Origin of the sequence: Vibrio splendidus (assembly GCF_003345295.1) — a bacterium.
In the GTDB taxonomy this organism is placed as follows: domain Bacteria; phylum Pseudomonadota; class Gammaproteobacteria; order Enterobacterales; family Vibrionaceae; genus Vibrio; species Vibrio splendidus_K.
Genome location: NZ_CP031055.1, coordinates 2115161 through 2128807 on the forward strand (window position 1 = coordinate 2115161; position 13647 = coordinate 2128807).

Annotated in this window: 11 protein-coding genes; 5 read left to right on the forward strand and 6 right to left on the reverse strand. The window is 42.8% G+C overall.

Annotation, left to right across the window (positions count from 1 at the left end; genetic code table 11):
- Positions 1 to 239: 239 nt before the first annotated feature.
- Positions 240 to 1316 carry an iron-sulfur cluster carrier protein ApbC gene (gene apbC / locus DUN60_RS09210; RefSeq protein WP_054547250.1) on the reverse strand — a complete coding sequence of 359 codons (1077 nt, stop codon included), beginning with the start codon at positions 1314 to 1316 and terminating at the stop codon, positions 240 to 242.
- 158 nt (positions 1317 to 1474) lie between these two features.
- Here apbC and metG point away from each other — a divergent pair, with 158 nt between their 5' ends.
- Together metG and DUN60_RS09220 are read left to right on the forward strand one after the other, a co-directional pair.
- Positions 1475 to 3535: a methionine--tRNA ligase gene (metG, locus tag DUN60_RS09215; protein WP_017111097.1), complete on the forward strand. Its 2061-nt coding sequence runs from the start codon at positions 1475 to 1477 to the stop codon at positions 3533 to 3535.
- 221 nt (positions 3536 to 3756) lie between these two features.
- A complete protein-coding gene (locus tag DUN60_RS09220; RefSeq protein WP_114633815.1) occupies positions 3757 to 4236 on the forward strand; it encodes a YehS family protein in 480 nt (159 codons plus the stop codon).
- A gap of 199 nt (positions 4237 to 4435) precedes the next feature.
- On the opposite strand, the gene fadR is transcribed toward DUN60_RS09220, so the two are convergent.
- Entirely contained in the window at positions 4436 to 5275 is an 840-nt protein-coding gene (gene fadR, locus DUN60_RS09225) for a fatty acid metabolism transcriptional regulator FadR (protein WP_017084025.1), read from the reverse strand.
- 639 nt (positions 5276 to 5914) lie between these two features.
- Between fadR and nhaB the strand changes: the two genes are divergently transcribed.
- A complete protein-coding gene (gene nhaB / locus DUN60_RS09230) occupies positions 5915 to 7507 on the forward strand; it encodes a Na(+)/H(+) antiporter NhaB (protein WP_114633816.1) in 1593 nt (530 codons plus the stop codon).
- A gap of 146 nt (positions 7508 to 7653) precedes the next feature.
- Positions 7654 to 8163, forward strand: coding sequence for a disulfide bond formation protein DsbB (gene dsbB, locus DUN60_RS09235; RefSeq protein ID WP_032545975.1), 510 nt, complete (start codon positions 7654 to 7656; stop codon positions 8161 to 8163).
- A gap of 109 nt (positions 8164 to 8272) precedes the next feature.
- Here the strand turns inward: dsbB and DUN60_RS09240 are convergent, their stop codons facing one another.
- Positions 8273 to 8893, reverse strand: coding sequence for a YecA family protein (locus tag DUN60_RS09240; RefSeq protein WP_017091557.1), 621 nt, complete (start codon positions 8891 to 8893; stop codon positions 8273 to 8275).
- Between the two features lie 197 nt (positions 8894 to 9090).
- Between DUN60_RS09240 and dusC the strand changes: the two genes are divergently transcribed.
- A complete protein-coding gene (dusC, locus tag DUN60_RS09245) occupies positions 9091 to 10047 on the forward strand; it encodes a tRNA dihydrouridine(16) synthase DusC (RefSeq protein WP_114633817.1) in 957 nt (318 codons plus the stop codon).
- A gap of 41 nt (positions 10048 to 10088) precedes the next feature.
- Here dusC and DUN60_RS09250 read toward each other — a convergent pair whose 3' ends face one another.
- The 3 genes from DUN60_RS09250 to yfbV all read right to left on the reverse strand — a co-directional run bounded on the left by DUN60_RS09250 (position 10089) and on the right by yfbV (position 13569).
- Positions 10089 to 11555, reverse strand: coding sequence for a GGDEF domain-containing protein (locus DUN60_RS09250; protein WP_114633818.1), 1467 nt, complete (start codon positions 11553 to 11555; stop codon positions 10089 to 10091).
- A 250-nt stretch (positions 11556 to 11805) separates the two neighbouring features.
- Positions 11806 to 12771, reverse strand: a complete 966-nt coding sequence (locus DUN60_RS09255; RefSeq protein WP_054547245.1) for an ABC transporter substrate-binding protein — start codon at positions 12769 to 12771, stop codon at positions 11806 to 11808.
- Between the two features lie 345 nt (positions 12772 to 13116).
- On the reverse strand, positions 13117 to 13569 hold the full coding sequence (yfbV, locus tag DUN60_RS09260) for a terminus macrodomain insulation protein YfbV (protein WP_017084030.1): 453 nt from the start codon (positions 13567 to 13569) through the stop codon (positions 13117 to 13119).
- Positions 13570 to 13647 lie beyond the last annotated feature (78 nt).

The following is a 13647-nucleotide window of genomic DNA, read 5'->3' on the forward strand; positions in this document are numbered from 1 at the left end:
GTTTGGTGGTGGGAAGAGATAAACCGCCTGATTATAGGGGCTAAACAACATAGATTCTAGTCGCCATTCTAGCTAATTGCAGTCAAATTGATGTTATCTATACATTAAATGAATACAATCGTTTGCTTTCGAATAACTGGCGTACAACTATTTGCACAAACCCAACGGCTCTTTAGCCAAATACAAAAGCTATTTATCTCACCCAAACATTATTTATACGGCCTTAAGACTTATCTACTCTAATCAACCATAGAAAAGTTGATCGCTTCCGGTCTCGCTTTTCCCGTCCAGAACATTTTCGCAGCCACATTTTCAGCCAATTCTAGGTAATGACGAGTGTGTTCGCTGTCCGGGCGGCGTATAACCGTTGGGCAGCCCGCGTCGATGTCTTCCCTTACATCAATATGCAGTGGAATTTGCGCCAAAATATCGAGAAAGAACTCTTCCGACATGGCTTCTGCACCACCAGCACCGAAGATATGCTCTTTTTCGCCACAGTGACTACAAATATGGTAACTCATGTTTTCCACTAAGCCTGCAACTGGCACGCTCACTTTATCGAACATCGCTACACCTTTACGTGCATCGGCTAAAGCCAAGTCTTGAGGTGTCGTCACGACTACCGCGCCCGTTACTGGGATTTGCTGTGAAAGTGTGAGCTGAATATCACCTGTGCCCGGTGGCATATCGATAACAAGGTAATCTAAATCAGGCCATACGGTTTCGTTAACAAGCTGACCTAAAGCCTTCGCTGCCATTGGGCCACGCCAGATTGCAGCATCATCTTTCGACACAAGATAGCCAATAGAATGAGTGAAAATGCCATGCGCCTCGATTGGCATCATCCATTTGTTGTTCTGTACTTCTGGTTTTGCGTCTAGTTGACCAAGCATCATAGGCACAGATGGACCATAGATATCCGCATCCAACAAGCCCACTTTTGAACCTGACTTAGATAACGCAAGCGCAAGGTTTACCGAAGTTGTCGATTTACCCACCCCACCCTTTGCCGACGTCACGGCGATAATGTTCTTAACGCCTTTCAATGGTGTTGCGACTGTAGTTTCTAGCGCAGACGGCTTCACTTTTACTTCAAACTGAAAAGTGCTGACAAGCTGTTGTTCAATCTGGGAGTTGATCCACTGTTCCAATTCAACCGCGAGCTGATTAGCTGCAAAAGGCAAGGTAATGACAAATGACCCACGAGGATCAACCGATACAATATTTTGGTGTAGCGCCCACTCTGGGATGAGGATTGGTGACTCGAACTCATTCAACCATGAACAGAAATCTTGCTTAGAAGTAAAGTTACGCATTGGGGCTCCTTTTTTTATTTATGCTATCACCCACGAGATGAAGACTGAACCCCTAAAAAACTAAGGGAATCCTTTGTCTGATACCTTGGCGTATCACACGTTATAAAGTAGTATTACCTCTCAAAATTTATACCTATCAAAAAAGCGAATTATTAAGTATGGCAACTGATCCAAGACAACTTTTGGTAACTTGTGCGCTTCCGTACGCTAACGGCTCTATTCACCTTGGCCATATGCTTGAGCATATCCAAGCTGATATCTGGGTTCGATACCAGCGTCTACGTGGCAACACTGTAAACTTCATCTGTGCTGACGATGCTCACGGCACGCCAATTATGCTTAAAGCTCAACAGATGGGTATCACGCCAGAAGAGATGATCGCTGCTGTTAGTGAAGAGCACCAAAAAGACTTCGCTGGCTTTGATATCAGTTTTGATAACTACCACAGCACACATAGCGAAGAGAACCGTGAACTGGCTTCTCACATCTATCTAGAACTTAAAAAGAACGGCTTCATTTCTAGCCGTACTATTTCTCAGCTTTTCGATCCTGAGAAAGAGATGTTCTTACCAGACCGCTTCGTAAAAGGTACTTGCCCTAAGTGTAAGTCAGAAGACCAGTATGGTGATAACTGTGATAACTGTGGTGAGACATACAGCCCAACTGAGCTAATTAACCCTAAATCAGCGGTTTCTGGCGCAACTCCAGTAATGAAAGATTCTGAGCACTTCTTCTTCGACCTACCTCAGTTCGAAAGCATGCTTAAAGAGTGGACTCGTTCTGGCTCTCTACAGAATGAAACTGCAAACAAAATGCAGGAATGGTTTGAGTCTGGCCTGCAACAGTGGGATATCTCACGTGATGCGCCTTACTTCGGCTTCGAAATCCCAGGCGAAAAAGACAAGTTCTTCTACGTATGGCTAGATGCGCCAGTTGGCTACATGGCTTCTTTCAAGAACCTATGTGACAAGCGTGACGATCTAAACTTCGACGAGTACTGGAAGAAAGATAGCACAACTGAGCTTTACCACTTCATCGGTAAAGACATTGTGTACTTCCACTCCCTATTCTGGCCTGCAATGCTAGAAGGTTCTGGCTTCCGCAAGCCAAACAACGTATTCGTACACGGCTACGTAACCGTGAACGGCGCTAAGATGTCTAAGTCGAAAGGCACATTCATCAAAGCAAGCACGTACCTAAATCACCTAGACCCTGAGTGTCTACGTTACTACTACGCTGCTAAGCTAAACAGCCGTATCGACGATCTTGACCTTAACCTTGAAGACTTCACTCAACGTGTAAACGCTGACGTAGTAAACAAGATTGTTAACTTGGCTTCTCGTAACGCAGGCTTCATCACTAAGCGTTTCGAAGGCAAGCTTTCTGCTGAATTTGCAGAACCAGAACTTTACAACGAATTCGTAGCAGCGGCTGAGCGTATCGGTCAACTTTACGAAACTCGTGAGTTTAGCCGCGCTATTCGTGAAGTAACTGCACTAGCAGACAAAGCTAACCAATACATCGACGAAAAAGCACCTTGGGTTCTTGCAAAAGAAGAAGGTAAAGAGAAAGAACTTCAAGAAGTCTCTTCTGTAGGTATTAACCTATTCCGCGTACTCATGGCTTACCTGAAACCAGTTATGCCAGAACTTGCGGCTCGCACTGAGGCTTTCCTAAACGAAGAGCTAACGTGGGAAGCGATTGCTACACCGCTAACTGATCACGAAATCACTAAGTTCAAAGCGCTGTTTAGCCGTATTGATCCGAAGAAAGTGGAAGCAATGATCGAGTCTTCTAAAGAAGATGCAGCCGCAGAAGCAGCTGCGAAAGAAAAAGCAGAAGCTGAAAAAGAGCAAGCAAGCCAAACTGAGCTAGACAAAGAGCCAATCGCAGACGAGATTGAGTTCGATGCCTTTGCAGCAGTCGATATGCGTATTGCTCGTATTATCTCATGTGAAGAAGTACCAAAAGCGAACAAACTACTGAAGTTCCAACTGGACATCGGTGGTGAAACTCGCCAAGTATTCTCTGGCATCAAGTCAGCATACAAACCTGAAGAGCTAGAAGGTAAGCTAACCGTAATGGTCGCAAACCTAAAACCGCGTAAGATGAAGTTTGGTATGTCTGAAGGCATGATCCTAGCCGCGGGCCCTGGTGGCAGCGACCTGTGGATCCTTGAGCCACACGAAGGTGCTCAACCTGGTATGCGTGTAATGTAATTCTGGCTTCAGTCAGATAACAAGCACTCATAGCGAAATCCCTAATGCACTTTTAACTTGAATGAGTTAATAAGCATTGGGGATTTTTTATATCTACCGAAAATAAGCGTTCTCTGTTAGAGTCGCCGTCAACTATGCTATGTAGAGTAGAAATTGGTTTGTCGACGATAACGGGCTAACCAACACCTCTTTACTCTCCAAACCCTCTTTAGGAATCCCCAGTGACTAACAACGAAATCTTGCGTCGTATTCAACACGCGCTAAACCTTAAAAATGCACAGATCATTAAAGCTATCGAGCAAGCTGATATGACCGTTGCTCATGACCAAGTGATCAACTGGCTAAAAGAAGACAACGACAAGTCATGCTCTACGATGAAAGATAAAGAGTTAGCGGTATTTCTAAATGGTTTTATCAACCTTAAGCGTGGCAAAAAAGAGGGTGTTCAGCCTAAACCTGAAGTTGCTCTGACTAACAACATGATTTTCATGAAGCTACGTATTGCGTTGAACATGAAAGCAGAAGATGTGTTAGATATATTAGAAGTGGTAGGCATCAGCCTAAGTAAGTACGAAATTGGTGCCTACTTCCGTAAGCCAGAGAATAAGAACTACAAAGTATGTGAAGACCAACTACTTTGCGATTTTCTAAATGGCGTGCAATTTACTAACCGTCCAGACTCAGAAGAGTTTGCAGGGTAAGTTACTCATCATAGATAGATAAATGACTACTTATAGATAGTTGCTGGCCACTGGTAAGTTACTGCCTATTGATAAGTTTTCACCAACTATCGATAAATAAAAAGCGGCGAGATAATTTGATTATCTCGCCGCTTTTTCGTTTTCTTTACGTCGTTTACTTAATAAGTAAACCAACCTAACAGGACTTTAATGAAAAGACTTAGCTGTCGTCTTCAGTAAAGTTTGTTGGTAACGTTGTTTTCATCTCGTTCCAAATCTGTGCACTTGCGATACCGTAGTTACGAATCACAAGTGGCAAGTTTTCACGCTCACCACTTTCACAAATAACAAACAAATCTTTGTAGAACTCCATGGCTAAGCGACGAGCTTCTGGGTTAGAAAAGTAGTAGCTGCCAACACGGTCGTACAATTTACGAACACCGTTGAAGATCAGGCCATAAATTTGGTTACCTGAATGGAATGCTAAACGTTGGAAAAGCATGTAATCGTAGAAGTTAAAAGTTTTAGCAACTAAGATCGTTTGACGCTTCGTTTCATCTTTTTCTGCGTCTTCTTTCACTGATTGTTTGATCTTGTCAGCGTACGGGGAAGACTCTAGGAATTCATCCCATGTCGGTGCCGCAAGTAAAGCTTCACAGGATTCGATCACATTAGTAATCGTACGCTCAGAAGCTTCTTTATTTGCTTTAAATGCATAACGCATAAAAATAGGGCTGATATTGGTGCGTGCAGCAAGTAAGTCTTCTACCATTTTGCTTGCGTTATCAACATCCAACGTCATTAATGTATCAAGAATATGAAGACCTGACGTTTCCATAAACTGGTTAACTTTAGTTGGCTTACCGTGTTGGATTGTCAACCAACCATCACGAGCAAGACGCTGAAGTACTTCACGAAGCGTAGTACGTGTAACACCAATCAGCTCAGAAAGCTCACGCTCTGCGGGCAAGATAGAACCTGGAGCGAAACGGCCATTCCAAATACTTTCAATGATATACTTTTCTGCAAATCCTGCCGGGCTTTTAGCCTTAATGACCATCTACACTTCAATCCAATTTAATTATTCTGTTCTAATTTACTCATCATACCACTAGTTCACACCCAGCGGAAACACCCTCAAAAATTTTACTCCCCCAAAACACCAGTAGAGTTAAAACTCTAAAGTTCAGCACACGTTTGCACCCTAGGTTTGAAAAGCAAGCAACGATAAACCACCATTTCAACAAATCATTAACACAACAAATTTTCTTTAAAATCAATGAGATTGGTCATAATTTCAAAGTTATTAATTTGCAATATTAAGTTGTAATAATCATATATAAACCGTCGTTATTCTGTTAATTTCAATCATTTCGCTGAAATATTGATTCTAGTCGGTTTTTATCACATTTTAAGTGGTATGCTTGCGCTACTTTGATCGCGTTTCTCAACAAAAAAGAGGTATTTTTAGGGCTACAGGGGTTTTCCTGTTGACTAAATGTTATCTAAGAGTAGAGTTGCGCTCAAAAATTAGCAGTGCTTGAGTTTCTAAGGGAGTGACTTGGCAAGACCACAGAACATTACATGGAATGTAGTTTTTCTAAGTCACTGTTAGTTATAGTTTTTAACAACCTCTATAGCTCGATTCTCAAATGTTGTATTGCTTATCTATTCATAATCAACATAAAAGAGTATTAACATGCCGATGTCTCTCGGAAACGCTTTTATCAAGAACTTCCTTGGTAAGGCTCCTGATTGGTATAAACTTGCCATCATTTCCTTTTTAATCATCAACCCGTTTGTTTTCTTCCTAGTTGACCCATTTGTTGCGGGCTGGCTATTAGTGGTTGAGTTTATTTTCACTCTAGCTATGGCTCTAAAATGCTACCCTCTTCAACCGGGTGGTTTATTGGCAATTCAAGCGGTCGCCATTGGCATGACCAAACCCGAAATGGTTTATCATGAGCTACAAGCAAACCTTCCAGTTTTACTCTTATTAGTATTCATGGTTGCTGGCATCTATTTCATGAAAGAACTTCTTTTGTTCATTTTCACGAAGATCCTGCTTGGCATTCAATCCAAAATCCTACTCTCTGTCGCTTTCTGTATCGCAGCTGCTTTCTTGTCAGCATTCTTAGATGCTCTAACAGTAATCGCCGTTGTTATTAGCGTTGCGGTTGGCTTCTATTCTATCTACCACAAGGTTGCATCAGGTAAGGGCACAACGTCAGCGCACGATCATACACATGATGAAGAGATCTCTGAGCTTACACGTGATGATTTAGAAAACTACCGTGCTTTCCTACGTTCACTACTTATGCACGCTGGTGTGGGTACTGCACTCGGCGGTGTAATGACCATGGTAGGCGAGCCACAAAACTTAGTGATTGCTAAACAAGCAGGCTGGGAATTCGGGGAATTTATCATCCGTATGCTACCTGTAACACTGCCTGTTTTCTTCTGCGGTATTCTAACTTGTGCACTTGTAGAGAAATTCAAAGTATTTGGCTACGGTGCGGAGTTACCAAATAATGTTCGCCAAATCTTAGTTGAATTTGACAACAAAGAACGCGCAAATCGTACAAAACAAGACGTAGCAAAACTATGGGTTCAAAGTGCAATCGCAGTTTGGCTTATTGTCGGCCTTGCACTTCACGTCGCTGAAGTTGGTTTGATTGGTCTTTCAGTTATCATCCTAGCAACGGCGTTTACTGGCGTTATCGAAGAACACTCAATGGGTAAAGCCTTTGAAGAAGCACTGCCATTTACTGCACTTCTTGCCGTCTTTTTCGCTGTTGTTGCTGTAATCATCGACCAATCACTATTTAAACCAGTGATCGATGCAGTACTTCACGTTGAAGATAAAGGCGCACAGCTTGCACTATTCTATGTGGCCAACGGTATTTTATCGATGGTGTCAGATAACGTGTTCGTAGGTACGGTATACATCAACGAAGTGAAAACAGCACTGGTTGAAGGCATCATTACTCGTGATCAGTTCGACCTACTTGCTGTTGCTATCAACACAGGTACGAACCTACCTTCAGTTGCTACGCCAAACGGCCAAGCTGCATTCCTATTCCTATTAACATCAGCACTTGCTCCGCTAATTCGACTATCTTATGGCCGCATGGTTATCATGGCTTTGCCATATACTATCGTACTGGCTCTTGTTGGCCTTGCTGGTATCGTGTTCTTTGTTGAGCCGATGACTGCTTGGTTCTACGATGCAGGTTGGATCATTCAGCGTACTGGTGAGGTTATCGCTCCAGTTATCTCTGGTGGTCACTAATCCGATTTTGTTTAGCAAGGCACAATAAGTGTGTCTAACTAATCAAAAATATTAGTTGATTAGGAAACTTATCCAAGATAAAAAGCTCTGAGTATTCAGAGCTTTTTTATTTTATAGACGGGATTAAATTCGTGAACTTTTTTGCAATGCTCAAAGACTTCTCTAAGGGACGTTTATCTTGGCTTTTACTGCTGGCTTTTATTGTCTTTTTTGAGGCATGCGCTCTCTTCTTTCAACACGTGATGATGCTTGGCCCTTGTGTGATGTGCATCTATGAGCGCGTTGCTATGCTTGCTATCGGTGTCGCTGCAATGATTGGTGCTATTGCTCCGAATAACCCGATATCACGTTGGTTAGGCCTTGCTGGTTGGGGATTTGGCGCCTACAAAGGTTTGACGTTGGCTTTAGAGCACGTCGATTACCAGTTTAATCCGTCTCCTTTCGCAACCTGTGATTTATTCGTTACTTTCCCTAGCTGGGCACCTTTAAACCAATGGGCTCCGTGGATGTTTGAAGCTTACGGTGACTGTAGCAAGGTGGTATGGCAGTTCTTAGAGCTTTCAATGCCTCAATGGCTAGTGATTATCTTTGCGGGCAACTTGGTTGCTTTCGGTTTTGTGGTTATATCTCAATTTGTAAAATCGAAAAACGATTAACACTAGATCATCTAAATTAGAACAACAAAAAAGTCGACCACAAGGTCGACTTTTTTATCGCTTAAGCTTTTTATCACTTAAAGAATGTCAGTTACTCAACAAGCCGTGATTAGCTGTTTTTGCCACAGCATTGTTTAAACTTTTTGCCGCTTTCACATGGGCAAGGGTCGTTTCGACCGATATCTTTAAATGGGTTCACACTCTGTGACTTATTACCCAGCATCGCCTCATCAGCCGCCATTGCAACCTCTGAAATCATCAGATCTATCTGATCGATTAAATCGGCAAGCGCTGGTGGATTCTCGAGCCCGGCCGCGACCATTTGTTGCTGAGTTTGCTCTTCATCAATCCCAAGCATCAAGGTTGTTAGGAGTGCTTGCAGCATACGCAGAGTACCATCCGCGACAGTCACACTTTGCCACTGCTCTTCCACTGTTGGCCAAACCATCATAAAGCCTTCAGCGAAATCCGCGAATTGCTCGTTAAAGTCACCATCAACAAGTACGTCTGTCAGTAAGTATTCACTACGCTGAATCAGGTTGTGCTGGCGATTAATCTGTTCCGTCACGATTGTTACAAGCTCTTTACCTGTTTCAGGTGCAACGATAGCTAACCATTCTTCTGGATCGAGTGGTTTGGTCGCTAAGTTGGAAGCAAGGATTGAACCTTCAATGAACTGTGGAGTTATGTCAGTGATTGATTCCGGTAGGCTTAATAATTGATATGTCATGAAAGCTCTGAATATTGGGGCATTTTCGATATTATAACGCCATACTCCCCAAGATGTCGCTATTAAGCGATAAACCATCATCAAGCCGGGTAGCATACACTCAAGACAGGTAAACCATACTCATAGTGACAATCCTGTAAGCAAACCGTACAATCACGCCTCAAATTTTTCGGTCCACTCAGTTTCGGTAAAGCAGCATGCGAGTAATACTTGGCCCTATGGAGGGCGTACTAGACCACCTAATGCGTGAGATTCTTACAGAGATCAATGATTACGATCTCTGTGTGACAGAGTTTGTGCGCGTCGTTGATCAACTTCTTCCTCCGCATGTGTTCCACCGTATTTGCCCAGAATTACATCAAGGTTCTCAAACTATGGCAGGTGTGCCAATCCATCTGCAACTTCTAGGGCAACACCCGAATTGGATGGCCGAAAATGCTTTTCAAGCGGCAAGCTTAGGCGCTAAAGGCATTGATCTTAATTTTGGTTGCCCGGCAAAAGCGGTAAACAAAAGTAATGGCGGGGCTTCACTGCTAAAAGAGCCAGAGCTAATCTATCAAGTGGTGAACGCCTGTCGAGAAGCGGTACCAGCACATATTCCCGTATCCGCAAAAATCCGATTGGGTTGGGAGCATCCGGAAGAGTGCTTTGAAATTGTCGACGCTATCGAGCAAGCAAAAGCTGATGAACTCACCGTGCATGCAAGAACCAAAGTTGGCGGCTATAAAGCCAGTGAAATCAAATGGGATTACATCAATCAAATAAGAGAGAAAACCTCTCTGCCGTTGATTGCTAATGGGGAAATCTGGAACTACCAAGATGGTCAAGATTGCATAGAAACCACAGGTGTTGATTCATTGATGGTCTGCCGCGGCGCTTTTAATATTCCCAATCTTGGCAACGTTGTTAAGCACAACCACCAGAAAATGCCATGGGATAAAGTAATCGCACTTTTACTGCGCTATTCCGAGTTTCAAATTAAAGGGGATAAAGGCATGTACTACCCCAATAGAGTGAAACAATGGTTTGTCTATTTAAGTAAAGGCTACCCTGAAGCGAACGAACTATTTAAAGAAATTCGTACTTTCAAAAAAGCGCCACCCATTGTAGAGCGCCTTCAACGTTACCAAGAAGAATACCACCAACCTGTTTGAGTTAGTTCCCCCCTATCGCGATATTGAACCTCATAGCGTGGCTAAAATACGATCCGGTCTTTACCCGTAGTCTTAGCCACGTACAGTTTTTCATCGGCGTATTTAAATATCTCTTCAAAGTTAAGCTTGTTTTGCTCTGTTTCAACAATACAAACACCGCCAGATACCGTAAATCCATTAGGGACAATGTCGGCCGAGTTAGCGCAGACCGCATTTTTTACACGTTCTAGTGTCCTTATCAGCGTCTCACGATCATCGCCTTTCATATAAACGACAAACTCTTCTCCGCCAAACCGTGCTGCCACATCACTACTTCGAACACTGTTACTAATTTGACGTGACATATAACAAATCACATCATCACCTTTATCGTGTCCATGAGTATCATTAATTGACTTAAAATCGTCGATATCAAATACCGTTAAGGCAAACAGTTGATCGTGCTCTACGCTGCGCCAAAACGCTTCTAAGCCTCGTCGATTCAATAACCCTGTCATTGGGTCTTTAGCTGCTAGTTCTTTGAAGTAACCACGTTCAATATTGGAGTTAACATAAAAGAAAATCGTAACCGAGAACAGGTACACGATAATAGCGACGATTAGGCTGTCTTTTTCATAAACGAAAAAGTGCTCCACTTCGCTAGCAAGATCCAACTCGTAGTACATCGCATGATGAGACGCGACCCCTTCTAGCTTAATCTCGTGGTAGAACGTGGCCGTATCAATCGGGTTAGCTAAAGTCGTATCAATAATATCGATCCGACCCGCTAGATGCTCATTAGAGCTCGCGAGTAACCTGTCAGCATCAATATCTACTGAGAGCATCCCTTGGTGCACTCCTTGATGGAACACGGGAATCGTCATACTAATAATTCGGTCAAGGGAATCAAACCGATATGCAGGGCCAGATAAAGTCAGTAGATCTGGGTTGTTAGCAGTTCTTTGCCAATATGGACGGCTTTTGATGGTCGAAAGTAATTCCTTTCCTAACCTTTTAGCAAAATCTTCCGGTGACGAAATAACGTATCCGCGTTTATCAATAAAATGCACACCATTGTGGAATTCATCAAGTTGAGAGAGAAATGAAAGAATAGGTGCTAGAGCTATTTTCTCGGAAGCACTTTTATAAGTACCGCTGGTTTCTGTACACAAAGATTCTTCACCGACCAGCATATAATCAATATCAACTGAAGGAATGTCGGTAGTTTTGCCATCGGCAAGAAGCAGGCTATCGATAGGCCAAATACGGCAAAGACCATCAACCACTTGCTTGTTGTGGTCGAGGAAAAGAGGATTACCGGATTTGTAGTAATTTGAGAAACTGTAGTCTAAGGCGGTGACAACTTTAGTGGTTCCTTTGAACACGTCTTCAATACGGTTGAATTCGCTGCTGATGTCTTTTTCTACCGCGTCAAAGTGGTTCTTTCCTATTAGGCCAAGTAGCATCGCGGCGATCACTGCGGGAAACCCGAAGACAAAGGTAAGGCTAAAGTGCCTGTTTACTTTCATATAATGTGCTCTTAGCGATCAGCTGTTTTCATTTATACCATTAATATTATGACATTAATCAACAGTCCTCTCGATGTAAAACAATGTAAATTGATATTAACGGTATGAGTAATGGTTAGATAACTGCTTAAAAATTAAGAAAGTAGAGAGAAAATAGCATTTAGATTAAATTTTTTTGTTCATTAAATATATTAGAGCACTGTTAACAAAGTAACTTATAGATAGTCCGTCAATTGAAACCTAATGTTGTTCAACGGCTAACTATCGCACGCTCAATCACAGACTGAGGCAATGTGACACCAAGCTCACGAGCAGCATCCAAATTCACAACCAGTTGCGAACTCTGTGCAGTTTTAACACTCAGCTTACCCGGTTTTTGTCCGTTCAGAATAGCAGCCACATAATCGGCGGTTTGCACCCCAACGTCATAGTAATCTAGACCTAAGCCAGCTATCGCCCCCTTACCCACGTAAGACGTCGCTCCGGCAACCACTGGCGTTCCAGTCCTGTTCGCAGCTTCTATAAGCCCTTCTATACCACTTGCAACAGTGTTATCTGTCAGTGCGTAAATAACATCAGACTTCTTGGCAATGGATTCGGTTTTTGATTCTACATCATCGATGGTTAGCGCTTTTTCAGTGTGCAGAGTAAAACCAAAGTCTCGTGCCGACTTCTTTAAGAGCCCAACTAACGCGACGGCATTTGCTTCTGCCGGATTATAAACAACCCCAATTGAGCTTGCCTGAGGAAGGAGCTCTTTAATCAGAGATACGTGCTGGGAAATAGGTGATAAGTCAGAAAGGCCCGTGACATTTCGTCCCGGTTTATCCAATTGCTTAACAAGCCTTGCACCAATAGGGTCCGTAACCGCGGTAAATACAATCGGTATTGAGCGAGTCGCAGAAACCAAAGCTTGCGAAGTCGGTGTCGCGATACCCACTAATACGTGGGGGTTTTCGCTGACTAACTCTCTGGCAATTTTTGCGGCTTGCGCCGGACTGCCATTAGCCATTTCATAAGAGAACTCTAAATTTTTACCCGCTTCATAGCCTTTAACTCTTAACCCTTCGATGAGTCCTAAGCGTGTCGCATTCAAATCTGGATGGTCGACAACTTGTGAAACCGACACTTTGGCGACGTTCGCCACTACATTGCCAGTCCATAGCAACAGCAAACAGCTTAAAACCGCTGCCAATACCTTTCTTACAGAACTCATTATCGCTCCCCAAATCAAGCTCTACTCGTTATTACTCGATCGAAGAGAACAACATCAAAAATCACTATTGACATTATTACCAGTAACTATTGATAACTTGAAGTGATATTTAACAAAAATACAACAAGGTTCGAATTATGTGGGGATAAGCGGGGTTGTTTGATTTAAAAGGTAAGAAACTCAATGAATACAAAATAAGCACGGCAAATAAAGGCAAAGCTAAATGAATAAAGACTAAGTGAATAAAGGGCAAGTGAAGCGATTAGAAGAGAGGAGCAAATCTGAGAACGAGCTATCGATGATGTATGACTGTTCTCAGACTAGAGGGAGATATAGGACGACCTTTTAAAACCAACGTTCCATTGAAGATTTGTCTAGCTGACGAAATGCGCGATTTAAAATGATCGCCAACTCTTTGTAACGAGGGCGTGGTTTCATTGGTTCCAATGCAAAACCTGTTTCGCTGATCTTCTCGTGCAACTCTCGATACCACGAAACCAATGCTGGCGGTAATTGAGTGTTCGAACGGTTACCTAACCACCACATGCCTTGAAGTGGCAAGCTGATCGCAAACAACGCCATAACCACAGCTTGCGGCATCGCATGATAATTGTTGAAGACCATTTGTGTAAGAATACTAATAGCAGCTATCGCTGGCATCACTTTCACACCAAAACGAGTGGCTTTAATGATGCGCTGTTCAGGGAAGATAGCGTTTAACTCTTTTCGAACAGGCCAGAGATCCATGTACTTTTGGCCATCTTTTAAACTGCTCGCTAAACCAACTCTATTACTCATATGAGTCTCCCATTAAAAAAAAGTTGAAATCATCAACTAAAAACACAAAAATTTGACGAAAAATAATATTCTTTCAAA

What these genes read in the sequence shown, in the direction of transcription:
- apbC (WP_054547250.1), bottom strand. Translation starts at nt 1,316, where the DNA reads ATGCGTAACTTTACTTCTAAGCAAGATTTCTGTTCATGGTTGAATGAG.
- metG (WP_017111097.1), top strand. Translation starts at nt 1,475, where the DNA reads ATGGCAACTGATCCAAGACAACTTTTGGTAACTTGTGCGCTTCCGTAC.
- fadR (WP_017084025.1), bottom strand. Translation starts at nt 5,275, where the DNA reads ATGGTCATTAAGGCTAAAAGCCCGGCAGGATTTGCAGAAAAGTATATC.
- nhaB (WP_114633816.1), top strand. Translation starts at nt 5,915, where the DNA reads ATGCCGATGTCTCTCGGAAACGCTTTTATCAAGAACTTCCTTGGTAAG.
- dsbB (WP_032545975.1), top strand. Translation starts at nt 7,654, where the DNA reads ATGCTCAAAGACTTCTCTAAGGGACGTTTATCTTGGCTTTTACTGCTG.
- DUN60_RS09240 (WP_017091557.1), bottom strand. Translation starts at nt 8,893, where the DNA reads ATGACATATCAATTATTAAGCCTACCGGAATCAATCACTGACATAACT.
- dusC (WP_114633817.1), top strand. Translation starts at nt 9,091, where the DNA reads ATGCGAGTAATACTTGGCCCTATGGAGGGCGTACTAGACCACCTAATG.
- DUN60_RS09250 (WP_114633818.1), bottom strand. Translation starts at nt 11,555, where the DNA reads ATGAAAGTAAACAGGCACTTTAGCCTTACCTTTGTCTTCGGGTTTCCC.
- DUN60_RS09255 (WP_054547245.1), bottom strand. Translation starts at nt 12,771, where the DNA reads ATGAGTTCTGTAAGAAAGGTATTGGCAGCGGTTTTAAGCTGTTTGCTG.
- yfbV (WP_017084030.1), bottom strand. Translation starts at nt 13,569, where the DNA reads ATGAGTAATAGAGTTGGTTTAGCGAGCAGTTTAAAAGATGGCCAAAAG.